23 protein-coding genes are annotated in these 15,867 nt (G+C 70.3%); 22 read left to right on the plus strand and 1 reads right to left on the minus strand.

The window, feature by feature from the left end:
- From ACPZVR_RS24935 to ACPZVR_RS25035, 21 genes are all read left to right on the plus strand, one after another.
- Window positions 1-264: hypothetical protein (locus ACPZVR_RS24935; protein ID WP_436702390.1), on the plus strand; the 264-nt coding region annotated here is incomplete at its 5' end.
- Window positions 261-608, plus strand: a complete 348-nt coding sequence (locus tag ACPZVR_RS24940) for a DUF6221 family protein (protein ID WP_436702391.1) — start codon at window positions 261-263, stop codon at window positions 606-608. The genes ACPZVR_RS24935 and ACPZVR_RS24940, both read left to right, overlap by 4 nt.
- A 300-nt stretch (window positions 609-908) precedes the next feature.
- The gene (locus tag ACPZVR_RS24945) at window positions 909-1,046 is read left to right on the plus strand and encodes a hypothetical protein (protein WP_436702392.1); all 138 of its coding nucleotides are present in this window, start codon (window positions 909-911) and stop codon (window positions 1,044-1,046) included.
- Window positions 1,047-1,183: 137 nt separating this feature from the next.
- Complete coding sequence (locus ACPZVR_RS24950; RefSeq protein ID WP_436702393.1) at window positions 1,184-1,381, plus strand: hypothetical protein; 198 nt, start codon at window positions 1,184-1,186, stop codon at window positions 1,379-1,381.
- The gene (locus ACPZVR_RS24955; RefSeq protein ID WP_436702394.1) at window positions 1,378-1,752 is read left to right on the plus strand and encodes a hypothetical protein; all 375 of its coding nucleotides are present in this window, start codon (window positions 1,378-1,380) and stop codon (window positions 1,750-1,752) included. The genes ACPZVR_RS24950 and ACPZVR_RS24955 overlap by 4 nt, the downstream gene beginning before the upstream one ends.
- A complete protein-coding gene (locus tag ACPZVR_RS24960; protein WP_436702395.1) occupies window positions 1,742-3,559 on the plus strand; it encodes a hypothetical protein in 1,818 nt (605 codons plus the stop codon). Before ACPZVR_RS24955 ends, ACPZVR_RS24960 begins: the two co-directional genes overlap by 11 nt.
- Window positions 3,560-3,589: 30 nt before the next feature.
- A complete protein-coding gene (locus tag ACPZVR_RS24965; protein WP_436702396.1) occupies window positions 3,590-5,056 on the plus strand; it encodes a phage portal protein in 1,467 nt (488 codons plus the stop codon).
- Complete coding sequence (locus ACPZVR_RS24970) at window positions 5,034-6,491, plus strand: VG15 protein (RefSeq protein WP_436702397.1); 1,458 nt, start codon at window positions 5,034-5,036, stop codon at window positions 6,489-6,491. The genes ACPZVR_RS24965 and ACPZVR_RS24970 overlap by 23 nt, the downstream gene beginning before the upstream one ends.
- An 8-nt stretch (window positions 6,492-6,499) precedes the next feature.
- Window positions 6,500-6,775 (plus strand): hypothetical protein, encoded by a 276-nt coding sequence (locus ACPZVR_RS24975; RefSeq protein WP_436702398.1) that lies wholly within the window; start codon window positions 6,500-6,502, stop codon window positions 6,773-6,775.
- Between the two features lie 135 nt (window positions 6,776-6,910).
- On the plus strand, window positions 6,911-7,696 hold the full coding sequence (locus ACPZVR_RS24980) for a hypothetical protein (RefSeq protein ID WP_436702399.1): 786 nt from the start codon (window positions 6,911-6,913) through the stop codon (window positions 7,694-7,696).
- Window positions 7,697-7,719: 23 nt separating this feature from the next.
- Window positions 7,720-8,568: a phage major capsid protein gene (locus ACPZVR_RS24985; protein WP_436702400.1), complete on the plus strand. Its 849-nt coding sequence runs from the start codon at window positions 7,720-7,722 to the stop codon at window positions 8,566-8,568.
- On the plus strand, window positions 8,568-8,732 hold the full coding sequence (locus tag ACPZVR_RS24990; RefSeq protein WP_436702401.1) for a hypothetical protein: 165 nt from the start codon (window positions 8,568-8,570) through the stop codon (window positions 8,730-8,732). Before ACPZVR_RS24985 ends, ACPZVR_RS24990 begins: the two co-directional genes overlap by 1 nt.
- A 15-nt stretch (window positions 8,733-8,747) precedes the next feature.
- Window positions 8,748-9,176 carry a Gp19/Gp15/Gp42 family protein gene (locus ACPZVR_RS24995; RefSeq protein ID WP_436702402.1) on the plus strand — a complete coding sequence of 143 codons (429 nt, stop codon included), beginning with the start codon at window positions 8,748-8,750 and terminating at the stop codon, window positions 9,174-9,176.
- Window positions 9,177-9,194: 18 nt separating this feature from the next.
- On the plus strand, window positions 9,195-9,629 hold the full coding sequence (locus ACPZVR_RS25000; RefSeq protein ID WP_436702403.1) for a DUF6093 family protein: 435 nt from the start codon (window positions 9,195-9,197) through the stop codon (window positions 9,627-9,629).
- 9 nt (window positions 9,630-9,638) lie between these two features.
- The gene (locus ACPZVR_RS25005; protein WP_436702404.1) at window positions 9,639-9,998 is read left to right on the plus strand and encodes a hypothetical protein; all 360 of its coding nucleotides are present in this window, start codon (window positions 9,639-9,641) and stop codon (window positions 9,996-9,998) included.
- Entirely contained in the window at window positions 9,998-10,387 is a 390-nt protein-coding gene (locus ACPZVR_RS25010; RefSeq protein ID WP_436702405.1) for a hypothetical protein, read from the plus strand. The genes ACPZVR_RS25005 and ACPZVR_RS25010 overlap by 1 nt, the downstream gene beginning before the upstream one ends.
- Window positions 10,388-10,478: 91 nt before the next feature.
- Window positions 10,479-10,781, plus strand: a complete 303-nt coding sequence (locus ACPZVR_RS25015; protein WP_436702406.1) for a hypothetical protein — start codon at window positions 10,479-10,481, stop codon at window positions 10,779-10,781.
- On the plus strand, window positions 10,781-11,317 hold the full coding sequence (locus ACPZVR_RS25020) for a phage tail tube protein (protein WP_436702407.1): 537 nt from the start codon (window positions 10,781-10,783) through the stop codon (window positions 11,315-11,317). The genes ACPZVR_RS25015 and ACPZVR_RS25020 overlap by 1 nt, the downstream gene beginning before the upstream one ends.
- A gap of 108 nt (window positions 11,318-11,425) precedes the next feature.
- Window positions 11,426-11,602 (plus strand): hypothetical protein, encoded by a 177-nt coding sequence (locus ACPZVR_RS25025; protein ID WP_436702408.1) that lies wholly within the window; start codon window positions 11,426-11,428, stop codon window positions 11,600-11,602.
- Window positions 11,599-12,204 (plus strand): hypothetical protein, encoded by a 606-nt coding sequence (locus ACPZVR_RS25030; protein ID WP_436702409.1) that lies wholly within the window; start codon window positions 11,599-11,601, stop codon window positions 12,202-12,204. The genes ACPZVR_RS25025 and ACPZVR_RS25030 overlap by 4 nt, the downstream gene beginning before the upstream one ends.
- A gap of 161 nt (window positions 12,205-12,365) precedes the next feature.
- Complete coding sequence (locus ACPZVR_RS25035) at window positions 12,366-12,617, plus strand: hypothetical protein (protein ID WP_436702410.1); 252 nt, start codon at window positions 12,366-12,368, stop codon at window positions 12,615-12,617.
- Here ACPZVR_RS25035 and ACPZVR_RS25040 read toward each other — a convergent pair.
- On the minus strand, window positions 12,567-12,857 hold the full coding sequence (locus tag ACPZVR_RS25040) for a hypothetical protein (protein WP_436702411.1): 291 nt from the start codon (window positions 12,855-12,857) through the stop codon (window positions 12,567-12,569). The two genes, ACPZVR_RS25035 and ACPZVR_RS25040, sit on opposite strands and share 51 nt — an antisense overlap.
- Before the next feature lie 58 nt (window positions 12,858-12,915).
- Here ACPZVR_RS25040 and ACPZVR_RS25045 point away from each other — a divergent pair, with 58 nt between their 5' ends.
- Window positions 12,916-15,855: a hypothetical protein gene (locus tag ACPZVR_RS25045; RefSeq protein ID WP_436702412.1), complete on the plus strand. Its 2,940-nt coding sequence runs from the start codon at window positions 12,916-12,918 to the stop codon at window positions 15,853-15,855.
- Window positions 15,856-15,867: the final 12 nt, after the last annotated feature.

Below are 15,867 nucleotides of genomic sequence, written 5' to 3' on the forward strand. Positions count from 1 at the left end.
CTCGAGAGCGTGCTCCACAACAGCACCCGACCAGACCGCGGCGCGTTCTGCCCCGACTGCAAGGCCGACGGTCACGGACTTCACCGGCTGGTTCGGCAGTACGGCCACTGGTGCGACGACGAGGAGTGCGACAAGGTGCACTACGACGACGACAGCGGCGACACGTGGAGGTGTCCGCGCGACCGTGAGCACACGTGGACGCACGAGCACTACGAGAAGTGGCTTGCGCCGCGCCAGCGACGAAGCGAGAGGATCGGGGCATGACGATCACCGAGTTCCTGCTGGCCCGGATCGCCGAGGACGAGGCAGACGCTCGAACGATGCAGCAGTGGATCGACGACATGAACGCGAACCCACCGCTGGCCTACGAGCAGGAGGACCCGCCGGACGCGGCCTTCGCCGACCCCAACCGCGTGCTGGCCGAGTGCGAGGCCAAGCGGCGGATCATCGACGAGCACCCGCGGTGCGATGTCCACGACCGCCCCGGGGCCGAGTGCGACGCCTGCCAGCGCTGCGGAGACGGCTCCATCTGGCCGTGCGACACCCTGCTCGCCCTCGCCTCGGTGTACGCCGATCACCCGGACTTCGACCCGACATGGCAGAACTGACGCGCCATCGGCGGTTGCGTGGTGAACGTCGCATTCGTCTGGCACACTAGGCACAGCGCGCAGTTCACGCACCCCGTGGCTGCTGCATTCCCTCACGACCCCGACTCGATTCACCCGGGCCGGGGTCGTCGCATGTTCGGGGGTTGGGCGATGAGCTGGACCACCAGCGACCGACGCTCCCGACTCCCCGACGACTGGCCCGTCCGAGTGGCTGCGGTCAAGGCACGTGCGATGGGACAATGCGAGGCAACGCACCACGCGCCAGGCTGCGATGGACGAGGCAGGGACGTCGACCACGTCGTGCAGGGCGATGACCACTCGCTCGACAACCTCCAGCTCCTCTCCGGCCCGTGCCACGACCGCAAGACCCGGCTGGACAACGGCTACAGCGCCGCGGTGAAGGCGCCCGTCGAACGACACCCCGGCCGGCTCCGCTGACCACACCCCTACCCCGGGGTACCCCATACACGGGTGGGGCGGGGTGACTGCGGTAGCCGCTCCGGATGCGTGCGTTGCCGATTCCTGTTTTTCAGGCCGCCTGGCGCGGCTCACCGAGTGCCCCAGGAGGGCCGATCATGAAGCTCAGCCTGTTCCACGCGCCCTATGTCGACGCGGACGGCCGGGATCGGATGCGCCTGTCGGGCGTGCTGACCGGCGCCAACCCGGACACCGACGGCGAGCTGATCAAGTCGGTCAAGGACGCGCTGGTGAAGTGCTCGGAGGAGTCGACGATCCTCGTGGTCGACGACTCGATCGAGGTGGGCTGGCTGTGACCGCCAAGCAGAGCAAGCCGGACCCGCCCGACTCGCTCGATGACGCCGGCGAGAAGCTGTGGCGCGACGTGGTGGCGAAGTACGAGCTGCGGGTCGACGAGCTCGCGGTCCTCGAGGCTGCCTGCCGGACCGCGGACATGATCGCGACGCTCGACAAGGAGTGGACCGGGCTCGGGAAGCCGTTCCTGACGCGCGGGTCGATGGGCCAGGACGTGATCCACCCGCTGATCGGCGAGCGTCGTCAGCAGCAGGCGCAGCTCGCGGCGCTGCTGGGCAAGCTCAAGCTCCCCGACGACGTGACGCCCGGCGCCGGTGCCGGCGTGAACCCGGCGCGTGCTGCGGCGGAGTCGCGCTGGAAGCATGGCTCGTAGCAGTGGCCCGGCGTTCGTCCAGAACTTCGATGGCGACTACCGAGCGATCGAGCAGGAGTACCGCGACCTCCTAGACCGCACCCTGCCGCCGGCTGACCTCGTGTGGGAGCCGGTGAAGGTCGGCCCGACGTGGCAGTACGACGCCGCGACCGGCTGGCACCTCCCGGCGGCGACGCTGGGCTGGGGGTTCTTGTCGTGGTCGACGCGCTGGCTGACCGGCAAGGCCGGCAAGCCGTGGTGGTGGACCGCGGAGCAGACCCGGTTCCTGCTCTGGTACTTCGCGGTCGACACGCACGGCGAGTTCGACTTCCACACCGGGGCGTTGCAGCGGATCAAGGGCTGGGGCAAGGACCCGACCGCGGCGGGCGTCTCGGCGGGGTCGCTGCACGCGCCGATCATGTTCGACCGCTGGGAGGGCGACCGGCCGATCGGCCGCGATGACCCGGACGCGTGGACGCAGATCGCGGCGGTGTCGGAGGAGCAGACCAAGAACACCTTCAAGCTGTTCCCGGGCCTGATCCCGCAGTCGACGCGGGACTACTACGGCATCCAGATCGGCAAGACCGCGGTCTGGTCGGACGGGGACCGGCGCCAGATCGAGGGCGTCACGATGAACCCGGAGTCGATCGAAGGCGGCCGGCCACACCTGATCGTGCGGGCGGAGACGCAGAACTGGCTCAAGACCAACCGCGGTCACGACATGGTGGGCGCGATGGAGGGCAACGCGGCCAAGTCGGAGGTCGACACCCCGGCCCGGATCCTCGACATCTTCAACGCCTACCGGCCCGGCCGCGACAGCGTTGCGGAGCGTGCCCGTGAGGCGTGGGAGTCCACGCAGGGCGAGGACGCGGAGAACGCCGACTACGGCGTGCTGTGGGACTCCCTGGAGGCTCCGCCCGAGGCGCCGTTCACCCGGGAGGCGATCCCGGACGTGGTCCGCTCGGTCGCCGGGGACGCGAAGTGGCTCGATGTGCGGCCGAATGGCCGGATCCTCAAGTCGTGCATGAACCCGGAGAACTCGGTCAGCGAGTCGCGCAGGAAGTGGTACAACCAGATCGTCGGAACCGAGGACGCCTGGGCGCAGCCGCGGTGGGTCGATGATCCGAGGAACCGCCGCAAGGGCGACGGCGACCGGCTGGTCGACGGCGACCAGGTCGTGCTGTTCGGGGACGGGTCGAAGTCGGGTGACGACACGGGCCTGCTCGCGGTCCGGCTCGCCGACGGGCTGGCCGAGCTGTTGCACCACCAGCACCCCGGAAAGGATGCCGACGGCAAGCCGATCCTGGTCAACCGGGGCGAGCTCGACGCGGCGGTGATCGTGGCGTTCGACCGGTTCAAGGTGGTCGCGTTCTGGTTCGACCCCTCGCACGCCAAGGCCGACGACGCCGTGGAGGACGACCGGTTCTGGTGGCCGCTGGTCGACCAGTGGCACCAGCGCTACCACGGCCGGCTCAAGAAGGAGTTCTGGCCGGTCAAGTCCGGCCCGAAGGCCCACTCGATCGCGTTCGACATGTCCGGCTCCGCAGCCCAGCAGCTCTTCCAGCCCGCGGTTACCCAGGCCGCGGAGGACCTGGAGAACGGCGAGGCCCCGTACCGCGACTCCGGCGCGCTGCGCCGTCACCTCAAGAACGCCCGGCGGCGCGAGGGCCGGTTCGGGATCACGATCGGCAAGGAGAACCGCTCCAGCACGCGGAAGGTCGACCTGGCCGTCTGCTTCGTCGGCGCCCGCATGTTGTGGCGCATCGTCCGCCTGACCCGCAAGGGCAAGGGCACTCCCGGCAAGGGCCGGGTGCTCATCCGCGACTAGCGCCCGACCAGCACACGTGAGGAGGTTCCGGTGGCCGACTTCGCCTCCCCGTCCTTCTCCTCCGCCGTCACGCCGACGCTGCCCAGCCTGGGCCTGTCGGAGGACGAGAAGCAGACGATCGCGCTGCTGCGGGGCCAGTACAACCGGCTGGCGCCGACGATGCGGCTGTGCGACGAGTACTACCGCGGCGTGCAGACCATCAAGAACCTGCGCATTGCGGTGCCCAAGGAGCTCGAGGGACACCTGTGCACCCTGGTCGGGTGGGGGGCGATGGCGGTCGACCCCTACGTCGAGCGGCTCAACCTCGACACCTTCCGCCAGGTCGACGCCACCGACGGCGACGAGTACCTGATGGCGATGATGGACGCCAACAACTTCTGGTCCGAGCAGTCGCTGGCCTACACCGACGCCCTGTCCATGGGGCCGGCGTACTGGATGGTCGGGTCGCCGGACTCCCCGGGCGAGCCGCCGAAGCTGTCCGTTGAGTCGCCGCTGAACTCCGCGGTGCTGTGGGACCTGCGCGGCACCAGTCCGCGGGCGTTCATGATGGAGTACTGGGGCGAGGACGCCCGCCGTCGCGGCGCCCTGGTGGTGCCCCGCCGCACGGTCCACCTCGCGCAGAACGACAAGGGCGAGTGGGTGGTCGCCGACCGCGACGACCACGACTTCGACTTCGTGCCCGTGGTGCGGATGGCGAACCGGGCGCGGACCAACAACCGGTCCGGGGTCTCGGAGATCACCCCGGCGTTGCAGTCGATCATCGACGAGGCGTGCCGGACCCTGCTGAACCTCGCCGTAGCCCGCGAGCTGTACTCGGTGCCGCAGAAGGCCATCCTGGGTGCGACCGAGGCCGCGTTCACCAAGGCCGACGGCTCCGCGGCCAGCGCCCTGGAGACCTACATCACCAAGGTCCTCGGCCTAGAACGCGACGAGAACGGCGAGCTGCCGCAGCTCTACCAGTTCCAGGCATACGACCCGTCGGTGTTCACCAAGATCCTCGACTGGTTCGCCTCCTCGGCCTCCGGGATCGTGGCCGCGACCCCGCAGGACCTCGGCCTCTACACCCAGGGCAACCCGGCCTCCGCGGAGGCCGGCCTGATCGCCGACGACCGTCGCAACCGCCGCGCGAAGCGGATGCAGCGCGAGTTCACCGGCCCGCTGATCGACGTGGCGAAGATGATGGTCCGCTTCGACAACAAGGGCCGCCTGCCGGAGGAATACGAGCAGATCGCGGCAGACTGGTCCCCGGTCGAGATGCAGGCCCCCGGCCTGCTGTCCGACGCGGTCAGCAAGGAGATCGCCGCCGGCGCCGTCCCCGCGACCTCGGACGTCACCCTCAAGCGACTCGGGTACGGAGCCGTCGACCGGCGCCGCCTGGAGCAGGACCGCGTCGCCGACGACGCCCGGAACATGGCCCAGGCTCTCGCGCAGGGCCTGCTCCCGCAGCAGGGCTCCACGCGCGTGGAGGCTGGCAGTGGCGACACCGACGGTCTCTGACGCACCGGCCACGCAGCGCCAGTACGTCACCCAGCTCGCGCTCTCGGCGGCGGCGGGCCAGGCGCTGCGGACACTGTGGACCTCGATCGGCCCGGTGTCGTCCGAGGCCGCCTGGCGCACCTTCTCAGCCGCCACCCGGGCGTTGATGCCGCAGTACGGGCAGGTCGCCGCGTCCACCGCGCTCGACAACTACCGCCTCGCGCGCCGTGACGCCGGCATCGCCACCGTCCCGTCGCTGCCGCGGATCGCCCCAATGCCGGCCAGCAAGATCGACGCCGGTCTCGACTGGGCTCGCCGCGCGTACCCCGACCTCGACGCCAAGCTGGATGCCAAGCGGGCCGAGATCGAGAACCGGATCCGCGGCCGGGCCGAGGCCGCGATGCAGAAGGCACTGCTGGACGAGGCCCGAGAGACGACCATCGCCGCCGTCATCGGCGACGACAAGGCCCTCGGCTACCGCCGGGTCCCGCGCCCCGGCGCCTGCGCCTGGTGCCTCGCGCTCGCGGTCCGCAAGACCAGCCGCCGCGGCCTCGCGAAGGACTTCGACCGCTACGGCACCCCCGGCGTCATGGGCGGCGAGGAGCACTGGGGCGTCTACAAGTCCCGCGCCGCCGCCGGCCAGACCCCGATCGGCTCGACGCAGGTCAACCGGTTCCACCGCGGCAAGTGCCGCTGCGTCGTCGAGGCGATCTTCTCCACCGACTTCGTGGTCCCGGACTGGCTGCACGAGGTCGACGAGCTCTACAACGACTCCGACGACTTCAACGACTTCCGCCGCCGCCTCAACGCCCAGCGCAACAGCCAGGACGGCGGCCAGGACGATGGCCAGGGCGATGGTGCCGAGCCCCGCGACCCCGCCGTGCCGCCGCCGGCCGTGCAGCCGGCCCGGGTCGCCGCGGTCTCCACCCTGCTGGCCGACATCGACACCGCCATGACCAGCGGCGACTCGGGCAGCGGGAGCGGCGGAGGCCGGAACAAGCCGCCCAGCCCGCCCAGCGGTCGCGGTGGCCGTTCGGGCGGTGGAGACCGTGGTGGGTTCGATCCGAACCGGGTCGAGCCACTCAGCGTCGAGGACGCCATGGAGATCCTCGACGACAACATCACCTCCGACGCCGACCGACGCCGCGTCGCCGACGCCTGGCGCCGCTGGGTTCGTGGCGGCCGCCAGGGAGCGGACCCCCGCCCGCACGGCGGCCACCGCTCCGGCACCGGATGGGGCAAGGACGAGTTCGACCCCGGCTGGAGCGACGCCGACGTCATCGCGTGGGTGCGCGGCATCCTCGAAGCCGAGGGATCCAGTGTGAGCACCCACGAGTACATCCCCGACGCCTACACCGTCATCGGCAACAGCCGGGGCATCCGCGGCATCGTCCACGCCCACCCCACCGGAGGCGGCGACTGGTTCGTCGCCACCGCCTACCCGAAGGCCATATGATGGTCGACGTGGAGGCACTGCACGATCTCGCGCAGCGACTGCTCAGCGACCGCGCCGAGCAGTTGAGCGACCGTGCGCGCGCCGACCTCGACGAGCTGATGGACCAGGAGTGGACCATCGCCGCCGCCCAGCTCATCCAGGGCGCCATCGACGACCACACCCTGACCCGAGCCGACGCCGACGTCGCCACCGAGGCCGCTCGAGCCAAGACCTTCGGGACCAGGACCTCGCGTCACATGCTCGCCATCCTGGCCCGCTACCGACGCGAACTGGCCGCCGCCTAACCGCTCACCCCTGCTCCCTCGAACACCCCGCCCAACCGCGGGGTGTTCGTCATTTCCGGCCCCTTTCCTGCGCGCCGGCCCGCCCCAACCCCCGTCTGGCACGGGGGCAACCAACCGCCCCAGGAGGGCTCTGTCATGTCCGACGCACCCACCACCACGACCGGCACCGGCGACACCAGCGGCGGCACCGCCACCCCGAGCACCGCCGCCCCGAGCACGGGGCAGACCGATCCGACCAGCACCTCGTCCGGCGCGGCGACGACCGCGTCCGAGACCGGTACCGCGACGACAACCGCCGCGACGGCACAGCCCGACCCAGCCGCCGGCAAGACGAACCCGTGGGACAACCCCGACTCCGCGAAGGCCGAGATCGAGCGCCTTCGCCGGGAGAACGGGGCAGCGCGCACCAACGCCAAGGCGCAGGCCGCCGAGGACGCCCGCAAGGAGCTCGCGAACACCATCGGCAAGGCCCTCGGCATCATCGAGGACGGCGCCGAGACCGACCCGGCCAAGCTCACCGAGAGCCTGACCGCATCCCAGGCCGAAGCCAAGCGCGCGCGAGTCGAGCTCGCCGTGTTCCGCAACGCCGCCACCGCAGGCGCCGACCCGGCCGCCCTGCTGGACTCCGCTTCCTTCCTGGCGAAGGTCGCCAACCTCGACCCGACCGACACCGCCGCACTCACCGCGGCGATCGAGGACGCCGTCGAGGCCAACCCGCGGCTTGGTGCCGCATCCGCCGAGCCGACCGTGCGCGCGCCGGCACCCAACCCCGCCCAGGGCGCCAGCTCCACCGGCGCCGCCGGCGGGACCCCGCAACTGACCGAGGCAGACGTCAAGAAGCTCTCCGAGGAGGGCCGTCACGAGGAGATCGTGAAGGCCAAGGCAGAGGGCCGACTCAACGACTACCTCGGCATCAAGTGACCCACGTCTGAGGAGACACCACCATGGCTATCGCCAACTTCAAGCCCGAGGTCTGGTCCGCCGAGCTGCTCGTCGCGCTCGAGAAGTCCCTGGTCTACGCCGCCCCCGGCGTCGTGAACCGCGACTACGAGGGCGAGATCAGCCAGTACGGCGACACCGTCCACATCGTCAACCTGGTCGACCCGACCATCGGCACCTACACGGCCCACACCGACATCACCATCGAGGACGTCGACGACGCCGAGCAGGTCCTGACGATCACCCAGTCGCCGTACTTCGCCTTCGAGGTCGACGACATCGAGAAGCGCCAGGCCCGCGGCAACGTCATGACCGAGCAGGCCCGCCGCGCCGCGTACCTGCTGCGCGACAAGGCCGACCAGTACGTCGCCAGCCTCATGGCGACCGGCGTCGACGCCGGCAACCTCATCCCCGAGGCCACCCTCACCGGCACCCCCGAGGCCGCCTACGAGACCCTCGTCGACCTCGGCACCATCCTCGACGAGGACAACGTCCCCACCGAGGGCCGCTTCGTGGTCATCACCCCGAAGTTCCACGGCCTGCTCCTCAAGGACCAGCGTTTCGTCGCCGCCGGTGACGCCGCCGGATCCACCGTCCGCGCCAACGGCGTGGTCGGCGAGGCCGCCGGGTTCTCCGTCCGCAAGTCCAACAACGCCCCCGACGGCCCCGGCGCCGGCGCGGGCAAGCTGGTCATCGCGGGCTCGCAGATCGCGACCACCTACGCCGAGCAGATCCGCTCCGTCGAGGCGTTCCGCATGGAGAAGCGGTTCGCCGACGGCGTCAAGGGCCTGCACCTGTACGGCGGCAAGGTCGTGCGCGGCACCGCGCTCGCCGCGGCGGACGTGATCATCTGATGCCCCGCGTCACCGGCCCCAACGGCCTGTCCATCCCGGTCTCCGAGGACATGGCCGCCGCGCTCGCCCGCCACCCCGAGGGCGAGTTCGTGATCTCCGAGGCGCCCAAGCCGCCGGAGAAGGCCCCGGCCAAGAAGGCGGCGCCCAAGCCGCCGGAGAAGTGAGAGGAGGGCGCCACCATGCCCAACCCAGCAGCCGTCGCTGACGTCATCGCACGGTGGCGCCCTCTCTCCACGCAGGAGACCACCAACGCCGAGACCTTCCTGGCCGACGCGTGGGTGATGCTCAAGCGCCGCATGGCCCTCCTTGACGTCGACATCGAGGCCCTCATCGCCACCGACGAGGCGCTGCCCGAGGAGCAGCGGACCCTCAAGGCGGCCGTGGTCCGGGTCCTCGCGACCGCCGTGCTGCGGGTCATGAAGAACCCCGACGGCAAGTCGCGCGAGGCGATCGACGACTACTCCTGGTCCCGTGACGAGGCCGTCTCAGCCGGGCTGCTGTACTTCCTCGACGACGAGCTCGACGGCCTGGTTCCCGGCTCCGGCGACGGCGGCCGGGTGTTCATGGTCGACCCGCTCGCCGACTACGCCGCCCGGTTCGCCTCGTGAGCACCCGGTGAGCACCAGATGAGCAGCGACGCGGCGATCATGGCCGGCCGGCAGGCCGCCGAAGCGCAGATGACCCTCACCCTGGCGGCCTACTCCCCGGCAGGACTGGTCCCCGACGCCGACGGCTACAAGGTCCCCACCTTCAACCCCGAGGGCCAGACCTTCGGGAAGATCCAAGGAGGCACCCGCTCCAGCAAGGACACCGCCACCCGCTACGTCAAGATCGGCGACGTCGAGCGACCGGTGATCGAGGCCGGCCTGCACATCTCGATCGGCGCGAAGGTCCCGGCTGCCGGGGAGCAGCGCGGCCAGGTCGGCGGTGCCTGGGAGTACGTCGTGCTCGCCGTGGGTGCAGGTGACGACCCCGCACTCCTCGGCCGCCGGTTCATGGTCATCGCCGTCCCGGCCAAGTCGAAGGCCACCGCCCGACGCCTCGACGTCATCGAGCTGTAGGAGGTCGCGATGCGCGTCCGTGTCCACCACCGCATCGACCGCCTCGCCCGGCGGCAGGAGAACGCCGCGGTCGAGTTCGCCCCCAAGGCCCGCCGCGCAGTCAAGCAGTCCACCCAGTTCGGCCGCGACCTCGCCCGCGCCCTGGCCCGCGAGGGCGCCGGCGAGCACGGCGAGCACTACTGGAAGCGGATCAACGCCGAGCTGACCGGGACCCTCGAAGGCGAGTTCGGCCCCGACGGCACCCCCAAGACCGAGTTCGTCGGCGTCGGGTTCCGCCACGGCCGCAACACCGACCTCCCCAAGGTCGCCGACAAGGTCGGCCCCGACCTGGCCGCGCGGGTCCGCAAGATCCTCTCCGAGGTGCTGTGATGGCGACCCTCGCCGAGCACCAGGCCGCGATCGCCGCGCTGCTCGACACCGCGGTCGCGCCGAAGCACGCCTACGCGCCCGACGACGTCCCCGCGACCCGGCCGGCCGAGTACGTCGAGGTCCTGGTCTCCGAGATCTTCACCGCCCCCGACGAGCTGCTGCTCGACGCCACCACCAACATCCGGCGCTACCGGGTCACCGTGTGGTGGGTCTCCCGGCACGCGGTCACCAACGCCCAACTGCTGCGCGAGGAGTGCTTCGAGGCGCTCCGGTTCGCCCGCCTCGCCGTCGCCGGCGAGACCTACCCGCCCACCCAGTACGAGGGCGACGAGGACGAGGTCTCGTCCATCGAGGGCTACTTCGTCGGCTCGGCGTCCTTCACCTACTGACCCAGCCGCCATCACCCACCCGCCGCCCCGCGATCGGACACCGCGCGCCCGGGTGGCTCCGTCATCCCCACCCCAGCAAGGGAGCACGCCCATGCCCGCGTCCACCACCGAGTACATCCGCGTCCGCCAGGTCGAAACCGGACACGAGTTGTCCGTCCCGCGATCGCACGCCGAGACGACCGGCGGCTACGAGGTCCTCGACGAGCTGGCCGTCGACTCCGCCGGCCGCCCACTCCCGCCGAAGTACCGCACCGGTCTCGCCGAGACGGTCGCCCGGGCTACCGGCAAGCGCACCGGCCGCGGCCAGCGCACCACGACTCCCGCCGCACCCGCGGCGGACTCCCAGCCGCTCACCGACGGCCAGCAGGCCGACACCACGAAGGAGACCGCCTGATGGCTACCGCAATCCAGCCTGCGCTGCAGCGCAGCTTCGGCAACGACGGCTGGGGGTTCGTCACCGCCGTCGCCGACATCCAGGTCCCCAAGCTCACCGAGCTCGACGCCGTGACCGGGTTCATCCTGTCGTGCTCGCTGTTCGGCGAGCAGGGCGACCCGACCGTGACCCAGGAGAAGGTCACCCTCCCGCGGATCCTGTGCCAGACCCAGCAGTTCGAGGTCAACGGCACCGTCACGTTCGCGATGCCCGACCTCATCGTCTCCTTCTCCCCGCAGGCCGCGGCCGGCTCGGACGGCAAGAAGGCGTGGGAGACCATGACCGACCAGCTCAACGGGTTCCTGTGGCGCCGGCAGAACGTCCCCGCCCGCGACGCCCTCGCCGTCGGCCAGTTCGTCGACATCATCCCCGTCCAGCTCGGCGACAAGGTCCCGGGCAAGACGTCCACCGGTGCCGACGGCGTCTACTCCTTCACCCAGGGCGCCTCCATCACCAGCGCCCCGGCGTGGAACGTCGCGATCGTCGCCGGCCCCTGACCGGTCGCCCCCGATCGGCCCGCCGCCGTCCCTGGCTGGGAGGCGGCGGCGGGTCCACCGCCCCTCGATCCCAGCCACCCCAGCCCACCCAGCCAAGGAGTGATGTACATGCCCAAGATCATCGGCCGACTCGTCGGCCTCATCGTGCCCCTGATCCTGATGGGGTTCGCCGCCTCTGCGACCGACGGCGTCCTGCGATGGGCGCTGCTCGGGTGGATCCTCTTCGTCGGCTTCGTCCACCTCTGCTCCTCGGTAGTCCGCATCGAGAAGGAAGGTGCGCGATGAGCGACACCTACGAGCGCCCCACCGTCACCGTCCCGCTGTTCGGCGGAGGCGACCTCCAGCGCATCGAGGAGCTGCGCGCCGACCTCATGAACGCCGCGTCCGGCGCGGTAGTCGGGCCCCGGCTGCTCTCCGACACCACCCCTCAGATCTCCGGCGACCTGCAGGCCAAGGCCGAGGCCCACGACGCCTTCGTCCGTGAGGCCACCGAGCGGGCGCGGAAGGTCACCATCCAGGCCCTGCGCCGCGGCGAGAAGCGCCAGCTCCAGGACGCCCACCCGCCCCGCATGGCCACCAAGACCGTGACCGGCGACGACGGCGTCGCCCGGGACGTCGAGGTCCCCCACGAGGACGACGACCGCGGCTTCAACGCCGAGACCATCGCCGACCCGCTGGTCCTGGCCTCGATCCGCGGCGGCTTCGACGACGACAAGACGGCGCAGGAGTTCAGCGACGACCTGTCGGACCCGCACTTCAACGCCATCTACAGCGCCGCGGTCCGGCTCAACTGGGAGGCCGACGCCACCATCCCAAAAGCCGAGGCGTCCTTGCTCGTCGACCAGATTATCGCCGCGATCTCGACATCGCCCGACGACTCGGACTGACCCTCCACCAGTTCGACGCGCTCGACGACCTCGAGCGAGACCTGTGGATCGCCGACTGGGTCCGCGAACTTGAGAAGTGCCCCCAGTGCGGCAACCCCCGCGACGAATGCTCAGACCCCACGCGCGGCTGGTTCCCGCAGCGGACCATCTGCTACGCCTCGATGGCCCTCGCCTCCGCGAACGCCCGCTACGACAAGCTCCACAAGGACGCGCCGTACCACGATGGCACGTTCACCCACTGGTCGAAGGAACGCGGCCCTGGGCATCCGTTCCACTACCGCGACGGCGTCACCGTCTGGGTCACCCAGCACAACCTCACGCCCGACGATGACTGGCTCAACGACCTCGCCAAGACGCTCGGCCTACGCGTACTTGAGGGCGATGAGCAAGGCCAAGAGCGGCATGCCGAGTAGCGCCACGGGCACGCCGACCATCAGTACCGAGACCGTCGACCCCGACCGCCAGCCAGCGGGGAACGCCAGACGCCATCCCAGGTGGATCAAGGCGATCACGGCGAAGGACGTGCCCGCGTAGATCGGGATGGCAGCCCACGGAGTGAGCAAGAGCAGCGGCCACGCGCATGCCGTTACCACCCACCCAAGGATCGCCAGCCCGATGTCGTTGCGGATGAAGTCCGAACCTCGATCAGCCATGCGCTGAGCCTATGGCGGCGTCGTGGGCCGCGTCGCCAGAACTAAACAGGAGGTTTTAGTGGGCACTCGCCGTGAGCGCGTAATCGTCAGCTTGGACGATGACTTCTCCAGCCCTATGGCCCGGTGCGCCGGCGCGACGGCCCTGCTGAACCACGAGCTCAACCGACTGTCCGGCCAGGCCGTTGTGTCAAGCCGGTTCGCGCGGACAGTCGAGCGGGACATGGATGGCGTCTCGAAGAGCACCCGTCGAGCCGGCGCGGACATCAACCAGTTCTCGGGGCGCCTGTCCGTGCTTCTTCGGCTGCTCGCGCTCGTCGGTCCAACGGCGGCTCCGATCGGCGCGGTCGCCATCGCGGGCATCAGCGGCCTTGCTGCCCAGTTCGGCTTTGCCGCAACGGGCGCGCTCTCGCTCGTGGTTGCTTCGCAAGGAGTCGGCGAGGCATTGAAGGCCGTCAACGAGGCTGCCCTGGAGCCGACTGCCGAGAACCTGGAGAAGGCGCGCGCAGCGATGGCCGATCTGGGACCCGAGGCGCAAGAGTTCGTCAAGCGGTTCCAGGAGATCCGCCCCGTCCTCAAGGACATTCGGGACTCCGCTGCTGCGGGCTGGTTTCCCGGGCTGACGGAGGCGCTGGACTCCTTCGAGACGGCGGGGCCGCGGCTGGGCGCCATCCTGGAGGCCATTGGCGAATCCGGCGGCAACCTCCTGGCCGAGGGCGCCGACGCGCTGGCTGGCCCGGAGTGGTCCGAGTTCCTGCTGTTCGTGGAGATGAACGCGCCGCAGGCACTCGATGAACTGGGCCGGAGCGTCGGCAACATCATCAAGGGACTCGCCGAGATGTGGATGGCGTTCGATCCGCTCAACGACGACTTCTCCTCCTGGCTTCTCGACGCCTCTCGCGGCTTCGCGGACTGGGCTGAGGGCCTGAGTGCCACCGAGGGGTTTGCCGAGTTCGTTGAGTACGTCCGCACGAACGGACCGAAGGTGGCGGAAGCCGCCGGCGCGATCGCGAATGCCATCCTCCAGATTGTCGAAGCTGCCGCTCCGATCGCGGGGCCAGTGCTTGAGGCGCTGACCCGTCTCGCCGACGTCATCGCCGTGGTTGCGGACTCACCTCTCGGCACGCCGATCATGGCCGGCGTCGCGGCGATGTCGGCGCTGACGCTTGCGACCAACGTGGCAACCGCGTCGCTTGCCCGCTTCAAGGTGGCTCAGGCGGCGGCTGGCTTCGGATCGGGCGGGAAGGCCAGCGCTGGCGCCAAGGGTGGCGGCCTCGTTGGGCTGGCTGGAGGGGGCCCGGCCGGCCTGGCGACTCTTGCCGGGATCGTCGGCTTCTCGAATGCGATCGACAACCTCGAGAAGGGCATCGGAGGCGAGCGTAGCGGCGGCAAGGGATTGCTGCGCGCGCTCGTCCCGGCGATCAGCACCCTCGAAATGTTCGGCGTCGAGATCCCCGGGCTGACCGACAAGACCAACGACCTGACCGACGCGAACAAGGACGCCGCCGACTCCTACCTCGACCTGGGCGCCAGTACGTCGGCAGCCAAGGATCGGTTGTCGGAGTACAACCGGGTCAGCCTGGGCGCGTTCTCGGCGACAACCCAGTACCGCGAAGCGCTCAAGGCGGCCCGTGAGCAGGCCGATCAGAACAGTGCTGGCATCAAGGGGAACAGCGACGCCGCGCTCGCGAACCGAGCCGCACTGGAGCGCCTCGCTGGAGCGTGGCAGACCCAGCGCGCAGAGATGGCCGCTGCTGGTGCCTCGACGGACGAAGTTGCCGGACGCCAGCGCGGAGCCCGCCGGGCGTTCATGGAGGTCGCCGAGAGCATGGGGGTGTCGCGTAGGCGTGCCCGACAGCTCGCCGACGCGCTCCTTGGGATCCCGCCCAAGGTCTCGTCGTCGGTCAACGTGGACGGCTTGGGCACGGCGCTGCAAGGCGTGCGCACCCTCAAGAATGAACTGGCGGGCCTCGGCAACCCCAAGGTGAGCGCGCCCCAGCCGCAGGGAACCAAGGCGCTGTTTGGTGGCGAGAATCCGGCTGACGGTGGCACGATCCCCCGCTTCGGTGGCCGGCCGATCCGGTCTGCTGCGGGCTCGACCGTGCCCGACGATGGGGGCGGGTACCGGGACTACCTGCTGTACATGCTGGCGCCGCTGGAGGAGGTCATCTCCAACCGGCGGGGCCAGGCGGACCGGTTCCGACCGGAGCTCAAGGACATCAACGCGGGCATGTCCCGCGCGGAGGTCATCGAGCGGATGCTGATGCGGGGTCTGGTCACGACTCCCCGCACGGCGGCCGGCGGCGGCACTGCGGGCAAGCAGATCGTGTCCTCGCTTGCCGGGCCCGGCGGCCCCCGCAAGGGCGACTCGGTCCTGGGCTTCTTTCCCGAGGTGGGGAAGAGCGCCAAGGAGCTCAGGGCGTGGGTCAAGAGCCTGGAGGAGTCGCGGTCGACGATCGAGAACGAACTCAAGGAGCGGCAGTCGCTGGCTGACGCGCTCGGGGAGTCGATCAAGAACCGGCTCACGACCAACCCGTTCGGCGACACCGACCCGTGGTCGGCCGGCTCGACGTTCGAGGACGTCATGGCCGTCCTGGCCGGCGACACCACCGCGGCGCGAGCGCAGACCGAGGACATCGAGACCCTCAAGGCCAAGGGCTTGGACGGCGACGCGCTGACCGCACTGCTGGCCGACGCGGACAACGAGACCATCGCCGCCTGGGCCGACCTGTCCGCGGACCAGCTCGACCAGTACGAGCGCGCGTTCCAGGACCGCGCGCTGGCGGTCGCCGATGCGCAGACGGCCGCGATGAACGCCGCGTTCGGTGCGCAGCTCGCGCCGGTGCAGGCCGAGTTGGCGAACGTCAACGCCCAGCTCGCTGAAGCCAACCGGCTGCTCGCGATCGCACCGGACGCGACGGGCAAGAAGGCCGGCCAGGCGACTGCGAAGGCGAACAACAAGGGCGCTGGCAAGGCGTCGCTGAACATGCGGAGGGGCTGACGTGTCCGAGAC

Origin of the sequence: Nocardioides segetis, from assembly GCF_051390595.1 — a bacterium.
Taxonomy (GTDB): domain Bacteria; phylum Actinomycetota; class Actinomycetes; order Propionibacteriales; family Nocardioidaceae; genus Nocardioides.